The organism is Enterococcus devriesei, from assembly GCF_001885905.1.
In the GTDB taxonomy this organism is placed as follows: Bacteria; Bacillota; Bacilli; order Lactobacillales; family Enterococcaceae; genus Enterococcus_A; species Enterococcus_A devriesei.
The window spans coordinates 161,082-180,664 of the sequence record NZ_JXKM01000002.1; the positions used below are offsets into that span (position 1 = coordinate 161,082).

Below are 19,583 nucleotides of genomic sequence, written 5' to 3' on the forward strand. Positions count from 1 at the left end.
GTCGTAGAGGAAAAATTTCCTTTACGGCTTTTTTTTGTTACAATAACGAAGAGAAATTTTGAGGATGGTTCAAAATGAAAGAATTGAAAGTAACAGAATTATTTAAAACCTTTGGTGATAAAACTTTATTTGATCGGATCTCTTTTTTGATTCATGAAAAGGATCGGATTGGCTTGATCGGTGTTAATGGCACTGGAAAATCCAGCTTGCTAGCGATCTTAGCTGGTCGTGACAGTGGGGACGGCGATATTTCAGCCATTGAAAAAGCCAGTGATTATCGGATCGGCTATTTAGCGCAAGACCAGCAATTTCCCGCTGAGACAATGGTTCTAGACGCAGTTTTCCAAGGTAATAATCCCTTGATGCAGACCGTACGAGCGTATGAAAAGGCTTTGCTACAATTAGCCGAGAATAACAGTGCTGCTGCCCAACGTCAGTTTACTCTGGCGGAAGAAGCGATGAACAAACAAGATGCCTGGACGGCTGATAGTGAAGCAAAAGCGATTTTAAATAAACTAGGCATCGAAACCTTGGACCAACAGATTGGTCAACTATCTGGTGGTCAGATCAAGCGCGTGGCTTTGGCGCAAGTACTGATTGATTCGCCAGATTTATTATTGTTGGATGAACCTACCAACCATTTAGATTATGATGCGATTCAATGGTTGGAAAATTATTTGAAACATTATCAAGGCTCATTATTAATGGTGACTCATGATCGGTACTTTTTAGATCGTGTAACCAATCGCATTTTTGAGCTGTCATTTGGGCAGTTGTATGAGTACCACGGCAATTATGAAGCCTACCTCGTTGAAAAGGCCGAACGTGATCGGGTTGCGGTCGAACAAGAAGGTAAACGCAAGCAATTATATAAACAAGAGCTGGCTTGGATGCGAGCCGGAGCTCAGGCCCGCAGCACGAAACAACAGGCGCGGATCAATCGTTTTGAAGATTTGAAGGAAAACCTTCATCAAGTCCAAAATGATGGACAGATTGAAATGAACATCGCAACTACGCGGCTAGGGAAAAAAGTACTAGAAATGAAGGATGCTTCATTTACGATTGAAGGCAAAAAGATCCTCAGCCATTTTGATTTATTGATCCAATCGAAAGAACGCTTAGGGATCACCGGAAAAAATGGGGCGGGAAAATCGACCTTGTTAAATTTATTAGCCGGGCGTTTAACCTTAGACAGCGGGGTGCTTGAAGTAGGTGAAACGGTACGCTTGGCTTATTACACACAACAAAATGAAGCACTAGATCCAGAAAAGCGGATGATCGCTTATTTACAAGAAGCGGCGGAAGAAGTCAAGCAGCGCGATGGTTCACAAATTGGTGTCGCGGAACTATTGGAGCGTTTCTTATTTCCTCGTTTCATGCACGGAACAAAGATCGGCAAGTTGTCCGGCGGTGAGAAACGGCGACTTTATTTGTTGAAGCTATTGATTCAACAGCCGAATGTTTTACTATTGGATGAGCCAACAAATGACTTGGACATCGCTACCTTGACGATTTTAGAGGATTATCTGCAAGACTTTGCGGGTGCGGTGATCACCGTTTCTCATGATCGCTATTTCTTAGATAAAGTGGCTGAAAAGTTATTGATCTTCGAAGGAGAAGGTGCGATCGTCTCCTACTTTGGTTCAATTTTGGATTATTTGGCGCAGCAAACCCCGGTGAAAGAAGAGAAAGCAGTTAAAGTAAAGACACAGCCGCACTCACCAGAACGGAAGAAAAAACTTTCTTACAATGAACAAAAAGAATGGTCCACGATTGAAGAAGATATTGCCACCTTGGAAAGCAAGCTAGACGAGCTGACGGAAGCCATGAATCATCAAGGAGATGACTTTACTAAGCTGCAAACCTTGCAAAAAGAATTAGACGAGACAGAAGCAGCGTTGGAAGAAAAAATGACTCGTTGGGAATATTTAAGTGAAATTGTCGAAGGAAGCTGAGTGTCAGCTAAACGAACGAATATTTAGGAGGAGCAATATGCTGGTTGCGATTTGGGCACAAGATAAAAATGGGCTGATTGGAAAGAACAATCGGCTTCCATGGCATTTGCCAAATGATTTGCGCTTTTTTAAAGAAACTACCTTAAATCACACGTTAGTGATGGGACGAAAAACGTTTGAAGGCATGGGTGGGCGTCCGTTACCGAATCGTCAAACGATCGTTTTGACTCGTGATCAAAGCTATCAAGCACCGAATGTGATCATCATGCATTCGCCAGCGGAAGTTTTGGCCTATGCTGAAAAAAATGCCGGGATTACTTTTATTGCCGGGGGCTCAGCGATCTATCAAGAATTTCTGCCTGATTGCCAAAAAATTTATCGGACAGTCATCGATGCTGACTTTGAAGGAGATGCCTATTTTCCAACCGTAGAGTGGGAACAATGGGAGTTAACCGAAAGTGTCGAAGGACAGCAGGATGAAAAAAATCCGTATCTTTATCGCTTTGAAACCTATCAAAGAATAACTTCTTAATCGCGCAGTTCTTTCAAGATTTATAAAGAAAATAGCGTGAACCATGATTTATTTCTTCAGGTTTGATATACTGAATCTAATTTGAAAACTGGTGTGGAAAGAAGGATCAGAATGCCAAATGTTAAAATTGTAACAGACTCTTCGTGTACGATTGAAAAATCAGTACGTGATGAATTAAATATCACGGTTATCCCGTTATCAGTGATGATCGACGATGTCGTTTATCCTGATGATGACGATTTGACTGGTGAAAAATTTATGGAAATGATGGCGAAGGCCAAAAATTTACCCAAAACAAGTCAGCCGCCGATCGGCTATTTTGCTGAACTTTATGATGAGCTTGGAAAGGATGGCAGTCCGATCGTTTCGATCCATATGTCTCATACGTTAAGTGGGACAGCTGAGGCCGCTCGTCAAGCAACTTTTTTAAGCAGCAGCGAAGTAACGGTCATTGATTGCGGATTTATCGATCAATCACAAGCCTTCCAAGTGATTGAGGCTGCAAAATTAGCGGAAGCTGGCGCAACGCTTGAAGAAGTTTTAGCCGGTGTGGAACGAGTGAAAAATCACAGTAAATTATTCATTGGTATCTCGTCACTTGATAATCTGGCCAAAGGCGGACGAATCAGTCGAGTTGCTGGCGTGATCTCAAGTGTATTGAATATGCGTGTAGTAATGGAGCTTGAAGATGGCGAATTATTACCGATTACGAAAGGCCGCGGAAAGAAAACCTTCAGTAAGTGGTTTGGCGCCTTTAAAGATGAATTAAGCAAAGTTAATGTCAAGCAGATCGGGATTTCTTATGCTGGCAAATTAGACTTTGTCGATGAAGCTAAGCAAGCGTTACAAGAAATGTTCCCAGATATGCATATCCCTGTTTTGCATACCAATCCGATCGTTGCAACCCATACCGGACCAGGGGCGTTTGCGATTATGTACTATACTGATTAGTTGTACCTGCCTCTAGCGATAGAGGCGTTTTTTTTAAAAGGAGCAGATAAATGAAACGATTTACGACAATATTAATTCCATTTGCAGTAGCAATAGTTACTTTGCTCCTGCTCTTTTTGACCATTCCTAAGGCGGAATCACGAATCCGCGTCAGCCGTGACGAAAGTCAAAATTATAAACAGTCTGTTCATTTAGTCGCGGTTGGGGATTCATTGACAGAAGGCGTCGGAGACGAAACAAAACGCGGCGGCTATGTGCCTCTGGTGGCGGATTCGCTCCAGCAAAACTATGAACTGTCTTCGGTGGAAAAAGATAATTATGGTGTTTCAGGTGAGCGTAGCGATCAAATTTTAAAGCGAGTAAAAAAGGATTCTGAATTGCGAAACAGTTTAGCAAGTGCTGATCTAATCACGATGACGGTTGGTGGAAATGATCTGTTCCAAGCCTTTCAAAAAAATCTCACCGCTAAAAACGCCAAGCAATTTGATCGTCCAATAAAAAAATATGGGGAATACGTCGAAGATATCTTAACAGAGATGCGTGAACTGAATCCAAAGGCGCCGATTTATGTAGTAGGTATTTATAATCCTTACTATTTAAACTTTCCGGATATTAAGGCGATGCAGACAGTGGTTGATAATTGGAACAAGGAGACAGAGAGTATCACAAAGAAAAATTCAAACAGCTTCTTTGTGCCAGTAAATGATTTGCTCTATAAAGGCATTGCCACAGAGAAAAGCAGTGAAACCACTGAAACTACCGACAGCTCTAGTTCTGAAGTGAAGAACAACGTCTTATACGATGAAGACAATTTTCATCCCAACAACTTAGGCTATCAGTTGATGGCAACTGCAATCCGTGAAAAAATCGTGGACACGAAAGATTTATGGTTACTAAAGGAGAACAATTAATGGAAGAAAACAAAGAAGAAAAGCAACCAGAGAAACGCTCTACTGCCAAAGAAAAGATCAACGGCTGGAAAATCGCCTTTCTCGTATTGATCGGTATTCTATTAGGGGGGCTGATTTTTACCACAGTCCGGGTCTTTACTGCTCGAGAAACCAACCTTCCCCCTAGCAGTGAAACGACGGTGCCGAAAGGTTCGCCAGTTTTGACGATGAATACGAATAAAAAGAAATTAAATACCGTCATGGAATATTTTTTGAATGATCTACAAAAGGGCTCGGATGTAAAATATGAGTTTTACTTAGAAAATCAAGCAATGCTGAAGGGCGAATTCAAAATATTAGGAGCGAAAGTCGATTTTTATCTTTACTTTGATCCATATGTTATGGATAATGGCAATGTTCAGCTAAAAGCCCGGGATTTATCAATCGGCTCGTTGAATTTACCAGTGAGTCAAGTAATGGCCGCCATTAAACGAGGCTATAAAGTCCCTAAATGGGTAGAAATTGATTCAAAAGAGCAAACGATCGTCTTGAAATTAAACGAGTTCAAATTAAATAACGGAATGTTTATTAAGGCCAATCATATTGATCTGGTGGGTGATGACATTCAATTTAGTTTATACTTGCCAAAAGAAAAGAAAGCTGATGACTAGTTTTTGAGAGTGGAAAGTCGAGAGTCATCAAGGTGAATAGCAGTGAGAAGAAGTTTTTATCATTATATTTTGACTCAACGAGGTCATAATTTACATGATCCAGTGGAGGTTTTTGCCAATGATGTTAGCAGAGATATCATGTTTCCAAAACACTCAGAGGATTATCACGAGGTCGCTGATTATTTGGAATTGAATGTAAATTATTTAGACTCAATGGATCTATTTGATCAAGTCTGGGAAAAGTATGTAGAAAACAACAAGTAATTAATAAGGAAAAGTTACTGAGGGCTTTTCCTTTTTTTTATAGCGTGCTATCATGAAAAAAAGGGTGAAAGGAAAATGCGCCTTGCAGAAAAGAACGTTGCCACTATCTATTTTTTTTATCGCGATTGCAGCAACTGCGATCATCACCGCAGTCGTCACTCACTTTGTTGAGCAAAAGCAAGCGTTAAATAATGAATCAGTTGTTAAAATAACAAGAAGTGATTTGGATGAAGTTCAAGATCTATATGATTTGATCAGCACGAATTACGTAGACAAAGTAAGCCAAGAAGAATTGATCCAAGGGGCATTAAAAGGGATGACTGATTCCTTAGACGATCCTGATTCTAAATTTTTAACGGCGAAAGAAACAAAAGAGTTAAATGCCGAAGTGGCTGGGACCTTTGAAGGAATCGGGGCTAATTTAGAACTAGAAAATCGACTGCCGATCATTGATCAAGTACCTTTGAAAAATTCGCCTGCTGAAAAAGCCAAATTGAAAGCTAAGGACATTATTTTAGAAGTTGATGGCAAATCTACGAAAGACAAATCATTGGATCAAGTTGCAAGTTTGATCCGAGGAGAAAAAGGCACTCAAGTAAAATTGTTGATTCAGCGTGGAACAGACAAATTTGAAGTGGGCTTAGAACGAGATGTCGTGCCTGAGGATACGGTAAAAGGAACAATCGACGAGAAAAATCCGACGATTGGCTCAATCCAGATTGATAATTTCCGGGAGACGACAGCGTTAGAATTTCGAACGATTATTGAGGAGCTAAGAAAACAAGGTGCGAAATCATTTGTAATTGATTTACGGCAAAACGCTGGCGGAGTATTAGCCGAGGCGGAGAGAGTCGCCAGTTACTTTTTACAAAATGGTGATACGATCGCACAGTTTTCAAACAATGACAAAGTCATATCGATTGATAAAGCCGGGAAAAAGATTGATCAAGGCTTTAAAGTCAAGGAACCAACGGTCTTTTTAGTTGATCAAGAAAGTTCTTTTGGTTCTGAATTGTTAGCTGCGGCCGTAAAGAATAAAAACTACCCAATCATAGGCGTTCATACCTTTGGTAAGGGAACAGTTCAAAGTGTTCATTCAATCGGAAAAGACAACTATGTTCAGCTGACGGTGATGAAGTGGTTTATGCCTGATGGCAAATCAGTTGAAGGCAAAGGGGTAACACCGACGATCGAAGCTGATTATCCTGAATATGGCAAGCTGCCGCCAATTTCGAAGCAGTCTAACTGGCGCATCGGAGATTCTGGCGATCCCATTAAAAATATCAATACAATCTTAAAAGCATTAGGTTATCCGACGGACGGTTCTGTCTTTAACGAAGCAACCCGCGATGCGGTCACGAAGATTCAAAACGAGAATAATCTACCTGCAACTGGCGCCTTAGATGACAAAACGGTTGACGTTTTACAAGAAAAACTCTTCCGTTTAGTTAAAGCCAATGATGCGGCCTACACCAAAGCAATCGAAACATTGAAAAAATAAACAACAGAGATTTCTCTGTTGTTTTTGATATACAAAGGAGGGACAGCGTGAAAAATATTTTAACAAAAAATCATCTTTTTTTAGGGCTGAAATATTTGCTGATCTCTCTTTTTGTCGGGGTCATCATTCGCGGGTTCTTATTGATCCCCGTGCCGGTGACTGGCAATTCAATGGATCAGACATTGCAACAAAAAGACATGGTTCTGATGGAAAAGTTCAGTAAAATCAAACGTTTTGATGTGATTGTGTTTCAACAACCCGATGGAACGATTTATATCAAACGAGTCATTGGGTTACCAGGCGATCAAATCCGCTATGAAAAGGATCAGCTGTATATCAATAATAAAAAAGTCGCAGAACCTTTTTTAACCAATAACCGTAGCCATGATCACCAAGTCTCACCCTATACCACAGACTTTCAACTGCAAGAATTGATTGGTGAGGAACGCCTGCCGAAAAATGATTATTTTGTGTTAGGGGACAACCGAAGGATCTCGAAAGATAGTCGCTCTTTTGGGACTGTCGCCAGCAAAGATATTTTAGGAAAAGCACGAGCGGTGTATTTTCCGTTAACACATATTAAAATGATTAATTAAATGAGGATGCAAAAAAGGATGAGGTGGAGAACACCCCATCCTTTTTTATTTCTAGTCGCTTTTAAACGAAAGCGAACATTTATTGTAGTTGATTTAAGAAAAGTATTTCAAAATATGCAGGGTGCCATTTCGACTATTCGCTCCTACGTTCAACGGTTACGGTCACTTTATCGCCGAAGGTTTTGTTAAGTTTTTGACGGATAGCTTTCCGAATGCCTAGAATATAACAAGTATTTCCAGCCTGATCTTTAATCCCCATATTCACAATGCTACCTTCATAAACAATGCCATCAAACGTAGCTTGAACCTTCACTCGTCCAGCACCAAATTCTTCTCTTATATCGTATGGGAATATGATGTAAGCACCGCCTTTACCGATTTCCGAAGGCATAATTTCAGCTTCAAACCTATATTTCTTTTTCATTTTTTCTCCTACTTAGTTAGTTTATATCCAGTTTTTATTTTATTATACAGCACCGCAAATATATTACATAAAGCTAAAAACTAAAAAGAACACATTTTAAATTGTGATTATTCGTGTTAAAATGCCAAAGATGCGAGATTAAATGAGAGGAGTTGCCTACATATGACTATTCAATGGTTTCCCGGCCACATGGCGAAAGCGAGACGTGAAGTTTCTGAAAAATTAAAATTTGTCGATATCGTTTTTGAATTAATCGACGCGCGGTTGCCGCTATCTTCACGGAACCCGATGCTGGATCAAATCGTACAGCAAAAGCCGCGATTGATTTTGTTGAACAAGGCGGATTTAGCCGATCCGATTCAAACAAATTTGTGGGTGAATTATTTCAGAGAACAAGGTCATGCGGTATTAGCATTGACAGCTAAAGAAGATAAGAGCGTAAAACAAATTGTTCCTGCCAGTAAAAAAGTTTTGGCGGAGAAAATCGCGCGGGATAAAGAACGGGGATTAAAACCGCGAGCGATCCGAGCAATGGTTTTAGGGATTCCCAATGTCGGAAAATCAACGCTGTTAAATCATCTAGCGGGTAAAAAGGTGGCCAGCACCGGTAATCGTCCCGGCGTGACTAAAGGGCAGCAATGGCTGCGCTTTGGTTCACAGCTGGAGCTTCTAGACACCCCAGGGATTTTATGGCCGAAGTTCGAAGACCCAGAAGTTGGCAAAAAATTAGCGTTGACTGGCGCGATTAAAGATGATCTGTTGCATTTAGATGACTTGGCATTGTATCAATTAAGTTTCTTTTCACGTTTTTATCCAGAGCAATTGAAGGAACGTTATAAATTAACGGATGACGAGTTATTTTTAGAATTGCCGGAGTTATTAATGGTCATCACGAAAAAACGCGGGTTCAAAGACGATTATGAACGGGCTAGCGAGATGTTGATTCTCGAATTACGTCAAGGCAGACTGGGCCGCTTTACCTTAGATCGTTTTGAGGAGCTGAGTGAGTAATGGAAAAATTATCAATCAGCGCGATTAAAGAACAATTAAAAGAAATCACCTCAGCAGATGATCTTCGACTAGCTAATTTTCGAGAAGATTCGCGAAAAGGTGTGCAACAGGCGCTTTTGCAATGGCAAAGACAGCAGGAGAAACAGCAAGCCTTAGTCGAAAAATACCAAGCGATGTCGGTCTTTGAAGTAGCGAAAAAAGCGCAAGGCTTTCAAGCAATTTGTGGAATCGATGAAGTGGGACGAGGACCTTTGGCCGGACCGGTAGTAGCCGCTGCGGTCATTTTGAATGAGGACCATACGATTTTAGGGTTAAACGATTCTAAACAGCTTTCTGCTCATAAGCGCGAAGAATTAGTTAAGGAGATCAAGCAAAATGCCCGAGCGATCGGGATCGGTGAAGCGACCGCCGAAGAGATCGATCAGTTAAATATTTATCAAGCGACTAAAGTGGCGATGCAGCGGGCGATCGATCATTTAGCAATTGCACCAGATTGTTTATTGATCGACGCGATGGTTTTAGAAAATGGACTGCCACAAGAAAAAATCATTAAAGGCGATGCACGTTCGGTCTCTATCGCCGCTGCTAGTATCATTGCAAAAGTCTATCGGGATGAATGGATGGCTGATTACGGCGAACAATATCCTGCTTATGGCTTTGCCAAAAATGCGGGCTATGGTACGAAGGAGCATTTACAGGCGATCGAAGAACAAGGAATTTTACCGATTCATCGTAAAACCTTTGCCCCGATCAAAAATAAATAAAAAATAAGATCCTTCTTTTTTCAGTATCTTTTTTATAAAGAACTGGAAAGAGGGATTTTTTTGAAAAATAAATTTTTATTGCGTTTGAGTCTGACTAAGGGCATCGGGGTGATTGGCAAGCAACGAATCTATCAATTTGCCAAACGAAATCAACGGTGGCAGTTTGAAAGCTTGGAACTTCGCTTGCTTTCCCATTCAACAAAATCTAATGATTGGAATGACTGGAGCGAAGACCGACTTCAGGAGATTATCCATACGCACGATTTTATTACGATTGAAGATGCGGATTATCCAGAAGCGCTGCGTTATGTTCCCACACCGCCTTTGGTTTTATTTTATAAAGGAAATTTAAACTTATTAAAACGTGAAATGTTGGCGGTTGTTGGAGCCAGAGAAGCGACGAATTATGGGTATCAGGTTTTACAAGCGCTAATGCCAGATCTCACGAAGCGTGGTTTTGTAATTGTTAGCGGTTTAGCTAAAGGAATCGATAGCTTCGCCCATCAATTTGCGATCAGTAATCAAGGAAAAACCGTCGGAGTTGTTGGAACCGGTTTAGATATCTGTTATCCTAAATCTAGTGGGAATTTACAAATCGAGCTGAGTCAGCACCATTTGGTTTTAAGTGAGTACCCCAACGGCACCACACCTGCAAAATTCCATTTTCCGATGCGCAATCGGATCATCGCGGGTTTAAGCAGTGGTGTATTGGTCTTAGAGGCCAAAAAACGCAGTGGTTCATTGATTACCGCGCAGCAAGCTTTGGACTATGGCAAGGAGGTTTTTGTCGTACCAGGATCAATCCTGGATGGTCATTCCAGTGGATGTCATCAACTGATTCAAGATGGCGCGATTTGTGTTGAAAAAACACAGGATATTTTTGATTCCTACGATCTATTGAAAAAATTTCATTAGACCTGACTTGACAAATAAAAAATGAATAGCGTATTATAGGCTACGATTTGTCAGTAGTTGCCGATATATAATAGAAGAAAAAAATAAGGAGGCAAAACATTTGGCCTATAAATACCTAGTAATTGTAGAATCACCAGCAAAAGCAAAGACCATTGAAAAATATTTAGGAAGAAATTACAAAGTGGTGGCGAGTGTCGGACACGTTCGCGACTTACCAAAAAGTAAAATGGGAATCGACGTTGAAAACAACTATGAACCCCATTATATTTCAATTCGCGGTAAGGGCGATGTCATTAAAAGTTTGAAGCAAGCTGCTAAAAAAGCGCAAAAAGTTTATCTCGCAAGTGACCCGGATAGAGAAGGGGAAGCCATTGCTTGGCATTTAGCTTATTTGTTAGGACTTGATTTAGCAGATAAAAATCGGGTCGTCTTCAATGAGATCACGAAAGATGCAGTCAAGGCAGCCTTTAAAGAACCCCGCAGTATTGATGTTTCATTGGTTGATGCCCAACAAGCGCGCCGCGCATTAGACCGGTTGGTAGGCTATTCAATTTCACCGATTCTTTGGAAAAAAGTTAAAAAAGGCTTGAGTGCAGGTCGGGTTCAATCGATCGCGTTAAAAATGATCATTGATCGCGAACAAGAAATCCGTGATTTCATTCCAGAAGAATACTGGAGTATTGATGGAAACTTCAAAAAGAAAACGAAAAAATTCAAAGCGAATTTCTGGGGTGTAGATGGCAAGAAGAAAAAATTGCCTAACGCGGAAGCGGTCAAAGAAGTGACTTCTCGAATCGACGGCAAGGATTATGAAGTTACCAAAGTTGAGAAAAAGGAACGCAAACGCAATCCAGCATTGCCCTTTACCACCAGTAATATGCAACAGGAATCGGCTCGTAAGCTGAATTTCCGAACCCGGAAAACTATGATGGTAGCGCAACAACTATACGAAGGAATCGCCCTTGGTAAACAAGGAACCGTCGGCTTGATTACGTATATGCGTACCGATTCGACCCGGATCTCTGATACTGCCAAAACAGAGGCGGCTGAATTCATCGAAAAGACTTACGGCAAAGAATATTCGCAACACCATGCTCGTAAAGTGAAAAATCCACAAGGGTCTCAGGATGCCCATGAAGCAATCCGACCAACCAGTGTTCAGCGGACCCCTGAAGTAATGAAGCAGTATTTAGACAAGGATCAATTAAAACTTTATACTTTGATCTGGTCACGTTTTGTTGCCAGCCAAATGACTGCTGCGATCCTGGATACGATGAAAGTGACTTTAGAACAAAATGGCGTAATCTTTATTGCCAATGGTTCAAAAATCAAATTCAAAGGGTTCATGCAAGTTTACATTGAAGGCCGCGATGATGGCAAAGAAGACAAAGAAAATATTTTGCCAGAAGTTGAAAAAGGTGACATCGTTCAATCGGTCGATATCGAGCCAAAACAACATTTCACACAACCACCAGCGCGTTTCAGTGAAGCAACGTTGATTAAGACATTAGAAGAAAACGGCGTGGGCCGTCCATCTACTTATGCACCAACATTAGATACAATCCAACGTCGTTATTACGTGAAATTAACTCAAAGACGCTTTGAGCCAACGGAATTAGGCGAGATTGTTAATACCTTGATTGTTGATTTCTTCCCACAAATTGTCGACGTCAACTTTACAGCGGAAATGGAAAATGATTTGGATAAGGTAGAAGACGGCAAAGAAGAATGGACCAAAGTTGTCGATCGCTTTTACCAGCCTTTCGCGGTGGAATTAGAAAAAGCCGAAGAAGGTATTGAAAAAATCCAAATCAAAGATGAACCAGCTGGCTTTGATTGTGATGTTTGTGGTCATCCAATGGTGATTAAATTAGGTCGTTACGGTAAGTTCTACGCATGTAGTAATTTCCCAGATTGTCGCAATACGAAACCGATCATTAAAGAAATCGGCGTAGAATGTCCAGTTTGTCATCAAGGTCAAGTCGTTGAACGGAAATCGAAAAAGAATCGTTTATTCTATGGTTGTTCTCGTTACCCAGACTGTGACTTTACGTCTTGGGATAAACCAGTTGGCCGGAACTGTCCAAAATGTGATGGCTACTTAGTTGAGAAGAAAGTCAAAGGCGGCAAGCAAGTCGTCTGTATCAATGGTGATTACGAAGAAGTTGTCCAAAAATAAAAAAGTTTAAGTGAGGAATAAATGGTCAAAACAGTGAATGTGATTGGGGCAGGCTTGGCTGGCAGTGAAGCCGCTTGGCAGCTGGCGGAGGCTGGCGTCCCTGTGAATTTATTTGAAATGCGTCCGGTGAAAACAACACCGGCACATCATACCGCCGATTTTGCGGAATTGGTTTGTAGTAATTCATTACGAGGCAACGGGCTAACCAATGCGGTGGGTGTCTTGAAAGAAGAAATGCGCCGCTTAAATTCAGTAGTGATTGCATCGGCCGATGAGACGGCTGTACCAGCTGGCGGTGCGCTAGCGGTCGATCGCGATAATTTTTCTGCTTTAATTACGAAAAAAGTAAAAGAACATCCGCTAGTGACGGTAATTGCTGAAGAAGTTACAGAGATACCTGAAGGGATCACGATTATTGCGACTGGTCCTTTGACCTCAGAACCTTTAGCTAAAGAGATCGCAAGCTTTAACGGATCACATGGCTTTTATTTTTACGATGCCGCGGCACCAATCATTGATAGCTCCACGATTGATCGCGAAAAGGTCTATTTAAAATCACGTTACGATAAAGGTGAGGCTGCTTATTTGAATTGCCCCATGACGGAAGAAGAATTTATGCGTTTTTACAACGCCTTGATTGAAGCAGAAGTGGCTCCACAAAAAGAATTTGAAAAAGAGAAATTCTTTGAAGGCTGTATGCCAATTGAAGTGCTAGCAAAGCGGGGCGTTAAAACGATGCTGTTTGGTCCAATGAAACCAGTTGGCTTAGAAGATCCTAAGACTGGCAAACGTCCGTACGCAGTGATTCAATTGCGCCAAGACAATGCGGCGGCTTCGATGTACAATATCGTCGGCTTCCAAACTCATTTAAAGTGGGGCGAACAAAAGCGGGTCTTTCAAATGATTCCTGGTTTAGAAAAGGCTGAGTTCCTACGCTATGGTGTGATGCACCGCAATAGTTTTATGAATTCACCGGAATTGTTACGACCGACTTACCAAAGCAAGCAGCGTGAAGACTTATTCTTCGCCGGACAAATGACCGGAGTGGAAGGTTATGTCGAAAGCGCCGGCAGCGGCTTGGTTGCTGGCCTGAATGCCGCTCGTTTAGCAAAAGACGAAGAATTGATCGAATTTCCACGAGAAACGGCGATCGGTTCAATGGCTTATTACATCACTCATGCTGAAGGCAAACATTTCCAACCGATGAATGCTAATTTTGGACTGTTCCCAAGTTTGCCGGAACGGATTCGTGATAAAAAATTACGCTACGAAACACTAGCCGAACGTGCGCTAAATAGTTTAGCAGAAATGAATAAATAGAAAAAAGTCCTGTTGTGTACACAACAGGACTTTTATTATTTAAACAAAAATATGGGTAATCCTGTACTGTTTGACAGTAATTATGAAATTTCTGTAAACAATTGTTAGTATATTCGTGAAAAGTCAATAAATTCTGACAATTCAATTGTAATTAAAAAGCTCTTATGCTACATTTGTGATATGTTTGTGAGGTGAGCCGAACGTTGACGAATGATGCAGCGATAAATGAATTTATTAGTTATTTAATGACCGAGCGAGGCTATTCAGAAAAAACCAAAGAAGCGTATCAACGAGACTTAAATGATTTTTGTCGTTTCTTAGAAAATTCCGGTGAGGCGTCTTTATTGTCAGTGGATCATTTAGATGTTCGTGTCTATCTAGCCTTTTTGAATGATCAAAAGTACAGTCGCAATACGATCAGCCGTAAGATCGCCAGTCTCCGATCTTTTTATCAATACCTTTTGAAACATAAACAAATAAAGGAAAATCCTTTTTCCTATGTCCATCTCAAAAAAAAGCAAGCACGTTTGCCGCGGTTCTTTTATGAAAAAGAAATCGAAATCCTGTTTGACAGTGTTGAAGGGGACAAGCCACTGGATCAACGGAATCGTGCACTGTTAGAGGTGCTTTACGGCTCCGGTCTGCGGGTCAGCGAATGTGCCAATCTTACCTTGTCGGTGATCGATTTTGATAATAGCGTGTTATTGATTCACGGGAAAGGCAACAAGGATCGCTACGTTCCATTAGGGTCTTATGCAGCAGATGCTATCCAAGAGTTTGTTCATGATGGCCGTAAATATTTGATGGATCATTTTGGTAAGGAGCATGATTTTCTATTCGTTAATCATCGAGGGGATCAGATTACTGCCACCGGGATTGAATACGTTTTAAATCAGATCATCAAAAAGAGCAGTCTCAATAGTGATATTCATCCCCATATGTTGCGGCATACCTTTGCGACTCATTTGTTGAACAATGGTGCAGACTTGCGAACAGTTCAAGAACTGTTGGGGCATGCGAACCTTTCAACAACACAAATCTATACCCATGTAACCAAAGAAAGCTTACAAAAAAGTTACCGCTCGTTTCATCCACGAGCTTAAAAGGATAAGAGCTAAAATCAAGCGGACAAATAGGATGCTAGATCAGCTTGAAAATCAAACTTATTTTTCGGAACTTAGAAAAATAAATTCTTTAAAATGNATTATTTAAACAAAAATATGGGTAATCCTGTACTGTTTGACAGTAATTATGAAATTTCTGTAAACAATTGTTAGTATATTCGTGAAAAGTCAATAAATTCTGACAATTCAATTGTAATTAAAAAGCTCTTATGCTACATTTGTGATATGTTTGTGAGGTGAGCCGAACGTTGACGAATGATGCAGCGATAAATGAATTTATTAGTTATTTAATGACCGAGCGAGGCTATTCAGAAAAAACCAAAGAAGCGTATCAACGAGACTTAAATGATTTTTGTCGTTTCTTAGAAAATTCCGGTGAGGCGTCTTTATTGTCAGTGGATCATTTAGATGTTCGTGTCTATCTAGCCTTTTTGAATGATCAAAAGTACAGTCGCAATACGATCAGCCGTAAGATCGCCAGTCTCCGATCTTTTTATCAATACCTTTTGAAACATAAACAAATAAAGGAAAATCCTTTTTCCTATGTCCATCTCAAAAAAAAGCAAGCACGTTTGCCGCGGTTCTTTTATGAAAAAGAAATCGAAATCCTGTTTGACAGTGTTGAAGGGGACAAGCCACTGGATCAACGGAATCGTGCACTGTTAGAGGTGCTTTACGGCTCCGGTCTGCGGGTCAGCGAATGTGCCAATCTTACCTTGTCGGTGATCGATTTTGATAATAGCGTGTTATTGATTCACGGGAAAGGCAACAAGGATCGCTACGTTCCATTAGGGTCTTATGCAGCAGATGCTATCCAAGAGTTTGTTCATGATGGCCGTAAATATTTGATGGATCATTTTGGTAAGGAGCATGATTTTCTATTCGTTAATCATCGAGGGGATCAGATTACTGCCACCGGGATTGAATACGTTTTAAATCAGATCATCAAAAAGAGCAGTCTCAATAGTGATATTCATCCCCATATGTTGCGGCATACCTTTGCGACTCATTTGTTGAACAATGGTGCAGACTTGCGAACAGTTCAAGAACTGTTGGGGCATGCGAACCTTTCAACAACACAAATCTATACCCATGTAACCAAAGAAAGCTTACAAAAAAGTTACCGCTCGTTTCATCCACGAGCTTAAAAGGATAAGAGCTAAAATCAAGCGGACAAATAGGATGCTAGATCAGCTTGAAAATCAAACTTATTTTTCGGAACTTAGAAAAATAAATTCTTTAAAATGAAAAAGGATGTCAGTTCCACTCTTCGCAGTTTTGTACTAGTAAAAGAATAAGACGTAAAGAAGGGCTAGATAACTATGAAGTATCTAGTGGAATGATATACGGCTTGAGAATCAAACTTATTTTTCCTGAATTTGGAAAAATAAATTCTTTAAAATGAAAAAGGATGTCAGTTCCACTTTTTGCAGTTTTGTACTAGTAAAAGAATAAGACGTAAAGAAGGGCTAGATAACTATGAAGTATCTAGTGGAATGATATACGGCTTGAGAATCAAACTTATTTTTCCTGAATTTGGGAAAATAAATTCTTTAAAATGAAAAAGGAGCGAATCATATGTCTGAATCACAATTTCATTCAACAACGATCTGTGCGATCGAAAAAGACGGAAAATTAGCAATGGCTGGTGACGGTCAAGTAACCATGGGCGAACAAGTCATTATGAAAGGAACCGCCCGCAAAGTTCGTCGCATTTATAACGGCAAAGTTGTCGTTGGGTTTGCTGGAAGTGTTGCGGATGCTTTTACCTTGGAAGAAAAATTTGAAGGCAAGCTGAACGAATATAACGGCAATCTACAACGGGCAGCGGTTGAGTTGGCACAGGAATGGCGTACCCAGCAAGCGATGAAAAATCTAGAAGCTTTGCTCATCGTTATGAATGAAGAAGAAATGCTACTTGTTTCTGGAAATGGTGAAGTCATTGCACCAGATGATGGCATTTTAGCAATCGGCTCAGGTGGGAATTATGCTTTGGCAGCTTCTCGAGCAATGAAGAAGCACAATCAAGAAATGACTGCTAAAGAAATTGCGGAAAGTGCCTTGAACATCGCGGCCGATATCTGTGTCTTTACAAACCACAATATTATTGTCGAAGAAATGTAAAAATATCAGTTCCACTTTTTGCAGTTTATCCGGTAAAGTAACAAAATAAAAACGACTGAAACAAACACTAAATAAGTTTAGTGGAATGATATACGGTACGAAAAATCGACTTTATTTTTCTATAGGAAAAATAATTACACTATCAATGAGTAAGGAGAATCAACCATGACTGAAGTTAATAAAACGCCTAAGGAAATTGTAAGTGAACTGGATCAATACATCATCGGTCAAAATGATGCGAAACGTTCTGTGGCGATTGCTTTACGGAATCGTTACCGCCGGATGCAGCTAGAAGAATCGATGCAGCAAGAAGTAACGCCTAAAAATATTTTAATGATTGGACCAACTGGTGTCGGCAAAACTGAGATCGCTCGTCGTTTGGCACGAATTGTCAAGGCACCTTTCGTCAAAGTAGAAGCGACCAAATTCACGGAAGTCGGCTATGTTGGTCGTGATGTGGAATCGATGGTACGGGACTTAGTTGAAAACGCGATCACGATCGTTGAAAAGGAACAATATTCAAAGGTTTACACTCAAGCATTAAAACGAGCGAATAAGCGTTTAGTGAAGCTGTTAGTTCCGGGCATTAAAAAGGAACAAAAACAAAGCAATAATCCTTACGAGCAAATGATGAATATCTTCAATCAAACACAAAACGAACCAAAAGAAGAAGTGACCGAAGACATCAAAGTGAATCGCCAAACAGTTCTTGAGCAATTAGAAAAAGGCTTATTGGATCAACGTGAGGTTACGATCGAGGTTAGCGAACCTAAAAAAGCAATGCCGATGAACAATGGCTTGGAACAAATGGGGATTGATTTGTCTGATACGCTGGGAGCTTTGACACCAGATAAAAAGATCCAACGAACGGTTACAGTCAAAGACGCCCAAGAAATTTTAGTAAAAGAGGAACAAGCGAAATTAGTGAATGAAGGCGATATCTCAACGGCGGCAATTAAATTAGCTGAAAGCTCTGGGATTATCTTCATTGATGAAATTGATAAGATTACTTCGAAGTCGCAGCAAAACTCTGGTGAAGTTTCTCGTGAAGGAGTTCAGCGGGATATCTTGCCGATCGTAGAAGGGTCTCAAGTCAATACGAAATACGGTGCGATCCAAACCGATCACATTTTGTTTATTGCGAGTGGTGCTTTCAGTCTATCAAAACCTAGTGATTTGATTCCTGAATTGCAAGGACGCTTCCCAATCCGGGTGGAATTAAGCGATTTGACAGCGGGGGATTTTGTTCGGATCTTAACGGAACCGAATAACGCTTTAATCAAACAATACATCGCATTAGTTGGAACCGAAAACGTTGATATTGTTTTCACCAAAGAAGCGATCGACCGGATTGCTCAGATTGCTTTTGATGTGAATCGGGAAACGGATAATATCGGAGCACGACGCCTTCACACGATTTTAGAAAAATTACTAGAAGATCTATTATTTGAAGCACCAGACATGCAAATGGGCGAGATCACGATTACGGAAGCTTATGTTGACGAAAAACTCGTATCAATTGCGCAAAATAAAGATTTAAGTCGTTATATTCTTTAAAAATGGAGGGGAAAAAGTGGAAACATTATTAGAAAAAACACGCCAGATCAATAAGTTAATGCAGCAAAAAAATGCTTTCGAACCAACTGCCGAATTACCTTACAATAATATGGCGCGTATCTTGGGGGATGTCCTTGGGTCACTGACCTATATCATCGGTGCCGAAGGAAAATTGTTGGGTTTAAATGAAAAAATTGATATTAATACGGATCGCGTCCGCTCGTTTTTAGTGGATCGCCAATTTCCGGATCGTTATGTCTCTGAAATGAAAGAAGTCTTTAAGACCGAGGCGAATATTCCAATCGCCAATGAATTGACTGCTTTTCCAACCGAACGGGCTGAATTATATCCCAGCGGATTAACCACGGTTGTTCCTGTTTTTGGTTCAGGGGAACGCTTAGGAACGATTATCTTGGCTCGGACAGAAGGCGCTTTTGACGATGATGATCTTGTTTTAGCAGAGTATGGCGCGACAGTTATTGGGATGGAAATTTTGTATCAGCAGTTTCTGAATGTTGAAGCGAAAATCCGCAGTCAAACGGCGGTTCAAATGGCGATTAGTACACTTTCTTATAGTGAGCTAAAAGCGGTCAAAGCGATTTTCGACGCATTAGAAGGAGACGAAGGTCGTTTGACTGCTTCGAATATCGCAGACAAAATTGGCATTACTCGTTCCGTGATCGTTAATGCGTTGCGTAAATTGGAATCTGCGGGTATCATTGAATCACGTTCACTTGGAATGAAGGGAACCTATTTGAAAGTCTTAAATCCATTGTTTAAAGAAGAGCTGGTACGCCATAAATAG

Annotated in this window: 19 protein-coding genes; 18 read left to right on the forward strand and 1 reads right to left on the reverse strand. The window is 40.6% G+C overall.

Annotated features, from left to right (window positions below; genetic code table 11):
• Positions 1-74 precede the first annotated feature (74 nt).
• From RV00_RS03350 to lepB, 8 genes are all read left to right on the forward strand, one after another.
• Complete coding sequence (locus RV00_RS03350; protein ID WP_071861192.1) at positions 75-1,955, forward strand: ABC-F family ATP-binding cassette domain-containing protein; 1,881 nt, start codon at positions 75-77, stop codon at positions 1,953-1,955.
• A gap of 37 nt (positions 1,956-1,992) precedes the next feature.
• The gene (locus RV00_RS03355; RefSeq protein WP_071861193.1) at positions 1,993-2,487 is read left to right on the forward strand and encodes a dihydrofolate reductase; all 495 of its coding nucleotides are present in this window, start codon (positions 1,993-1,995) and stop codon (positions 2,485-2,487) included.
• Between the two features lie 111 nt (positions 2,488-2,598).
• Positions 2,599-3,438, forward strand: coding sequence for a DegV family protein (locus RV00_RS03360; RefSeq protein WP_071861194.1), 840 nt, complete (start codon positions 2,599-2,601; stop codon positions 3,436-3,438).
• A 50-nt stretch (positions 3,439-3,488) separates the two neighbouring features.
• A complete protein-coding gene (locus RV00_RS03365; RefSeq protein ID WP_071861195.1) occupies positions 3,489-4,349 on the forward strand; it encodes an SGNH/GDSL hydrolase family protein in 861 nt (286 codons plus the stop codon).
• Positions 4,349-4,999 (forward strand): YpmS family protein, encoded by a 651-nt coding sequence (locus RV00_RS03370; protein WP_211272366.1) that lies wholly within the window; start codon positions 4,349-4,351, stop codon positions 4,997-4,999. The genes RV00_RS03365 and RV00_RS03370 overlap by 1 nt, the downstream gene beginning before the upstream one ends.
• A gap of 42 nt (positions 5,000-5,041) precedes the next feature.
• Positions 5,042-5,263 (forward strand): YozE family protein, encoded by a 222-nt coding sequence (locus RV00_RS03375; protein WP_071861197.1) that lies wholly within the window; start codon positions 5,042-5,044, stop codon positions 5,261-5,263.
• An 82-nt stretch (positions 5,264-5,345) separates the two neighbouring features.
• Entirely contained in the window at positions 5,346-6,764 is a 1,419-nt protein-coding gene (locus RV00_RS03380; RefSeq protein ID WP_071861198.1) for a S41 family peptidase, read from the forward strand.
• A gap of 47 nt (positions 6,765-6,811) precedes the next feature.
• Complete coding sequence (gene lepB, locus RV00_RS03385) at positions 6,812-7,360, forward strand: signal peptidase I (RefSeq protein WP_071861199.1); 549 nt, start codon at positions 6,812-6,814, stop codon at positions 7,358-7,360.
• A gap of 133 nt (positions 7,361-7,493) precedes the next feature.
• Here lepB and RV00_RS03390 read toward each other — a convergent pair whose 3' ends face one another.
• Positions 7,494-7,784 carry a DUF1905 domain-containing protein gene (locus RV00_RS03390; protein ID WP_071861200.1) on the reverse strand — a complete coding sequence of 97 codons (291 nt, stop codon included), beginning with the start codon at positions 7,782-7,784 and terminating at the stop codon, positions 7,494-7,496.
• 162 nt (positions 7,785-7,946) lie between these two features.
• On the opposite strand from RV00_RS03390, the gene ylqF reads away from it, so the two are divergent.
• From ylqF to codY, 10 genes are all read left to right on the forward strand, one after another.
• Positions 7,947-8,795 (forward strand): ribosome biogenesis GTPase YlqF, encoded by an 849-nt coding sequence (ylqF, locus tag RV00_RS03395; RefSeq protein WP_071861201.1) that lies wholly within the window; start codon positions 7,947-7,949, stop codon positions 8,793-8,795.
• Positions 8,795-9,559 carry a ribonuclease HII gene (locus tag RV00_RS03400; RefSeq protein ID WP_071861202.1) on the forward strand — a complete coding sequence of 255 codons (765 nt, stop codon included), beginning with the start codon at positions 8,795-8,797 and terminating at the stop codon, positions 9,557-9,559. The genes ylqF and RV00_RS03400 overlap by 1 nt, the downstream gene beginning before the upstream one ends.
• 60 nt (positions 9,560-9,619) lie before the next feature.
• Positions 9,620-10,474, forward strand: a complete 855-nt coding sequence (gene dprA / locus RV00_RS03405; RefSeq protein ID WP_084133223.1) for a DNA-processing protein DprA — start codon at positions 9,620-9,622, stop codon at positions 10,472-10,474.
• Positions 10,475-10,574: 100 nt separating this feature from the next.
• Positions 10,575-12,653, forward strand: coding sequence for a type I DNA topoisomerase (topA, locus tag RV00_RS03410; protein ID WP_071861203.1), 2,079 nt, complete (start codon positions 10,575-10,577; stop codon positions 12,651-12,653).
• A gap of 21 nt (positions 12,654-12,674) precedes the next feature.
• The gene (gene trmFO, locus RV00_RS03415; protein WP_071861204.1) at positions 12,675-13,973 is read left to right on the forward strand and encodes an FADH(2)-oxidizing methylenetetrahydrofolate--tRNA-(uracil(54)-C(5))-methyltransferase TrmFO; all 1,299 of its coding nucleotides are present in this window, start codon (positions 12,675-12,677) and stop codon (positions 13,971-13,973) included.
• 203 nt (positions 13,974-14,176) lie between these two features.
• Positions 14,177-15,076, forward strand: a complete 900-nt coding sequence (gene xerC, locus RV00_RS03420) for a tyrosine recombinase XerC (protein ID WP_071861205.1) — start codon at positions 14,177-14,179, stop codon at positions 15,074-15,076.
• A gap of 269 nt (positions 15,077-15,345) precedes the next feature.
• Positions 15,346-16,245, forward strand: coding sequence for a tyrosine recombinase XerC (xerC, locus tag RV00_RS03425; protein WP_071861205.1), 900 nt, complete (start codon positions 15,346-15,348; stop codon positions 16,243-16,245).
• 430 nt (positions 16,246-16,675) lie between these two features.
• The gene (hslV, locus tag RV00_RS03430) at positions 16,676-17,221 is read left to right on the forward strand and encodes an ATP-dependent protease subunit HslV (protein WP_071861206.1); all 546 of its coding nucleotides are present in this window, start codon (positions 16,676-16,678) and stop codon (positions 17,219-17,221) included.
• A 165-nt stretch (positions 17,222-17,386) separates the two neighbouring features.
• Positions 17,387-18,778 carry an ATP-dependent protease ATPase subunit HslU gene (gene hslU, locus RV00_RS03435; RefSeq protein ID WP_071861207.1) on the forward strand — a complete coding sequence of 464 codons (1,392 nt, stop codon included), beginning with the start codon at positions 17,387-17,389 and terminating at the stop codon, positions 18,776-18,778.
• Between the two features lie 16 nt (positions 18,779-18,794).
• Complete coding sequence (codY, locus tag RV00_RS03440; protein WP_071861208.1) at positions 18,795-19,583, forward strand: GTP-sensing pleiotropic transcriptional regulator CodY; 789 nt, start codon at positions 18,795-18,797, stop codon at positions 19,581-19,583.

Excerpts from the sequence above, each read along its gene's own strand:
- RV00_RS03400 (WP_071861202.1), top strand. The coding sequence starts at position 8,795 with ATGGAAAAATTATCAATCAGCGCGATTAAAGAACAATTAAAAGAAATC.
- RV00_RS03355 (WP_071861193.1), top strand. The coding sequence starts at position 1,993 with ATGCTGGTTGCGATTTGGGCACAAGATAAAAATGGGCTGATTGGAAAG.
- RV00_RS03390 (WP_071861200.1), bottom strand. The coding sequence starts at position 7,784 with ATGAAAAAGAAATATAGGTTTGAAGCTGAAATTATGCCTTCGGAAATC.
- ylqF (WP_071861201.1), top strand. The coding sequence starts at position 7,947 with ATGACTATTCAATGGTTTCCCGGCCACATGGCGAAAGCGAGACGTGAA.
- hslU (WP_071861207.1), top strand. The coding sequence starts at position 17,387 with ATGACTGAAGTTAATAAAACGCCTAAGGAAATTGTAAGTGAACTGGAT.
- trmFO (WP_071861204.1), top strand. The coding sequence starts at position 12,675 with ATGGTCAAAACAGTGAATGTGATTGGGGCAGGCTTGGCTGGCAGTGAA.
- RV00_RS03360 (WP_071861194.1), top strand. The coding sequence starts at position 2,599 with ATGCCAAATGTTAAAATTGTAACAGACTCTTCGTGTACGATTGAAAAA.
- RV00_RS03350 (WP_071861192.1), top strand. The coding sequence starts at position 75 with ATGAAAGAATTGAAAGTAACAGAATTATTTAAAACCTTTGGTGATAAA.
- hslV (WP_071861206.1), top strand. The coding sequence starts at position 16,676 with ATGTCTGAATCACAATTTCATTCAACAACGATCTGTGCGATCGAAAAA.
- RV00_RS03370 (WP_211272366.1), top strand. The coding sequence starts at position 4,349 with ATGGAAGAAAACAAAGAAGAAAAGCAACCAGAGAAACGCTCTACTGCC.
- RV00_RS03365 (WP_071861195.1), top strand. The coding sequence starts at position 3,489 with ATGAAACGATTTACGACAATATTAATTCCATTTGCAGTAGCAATAGTT.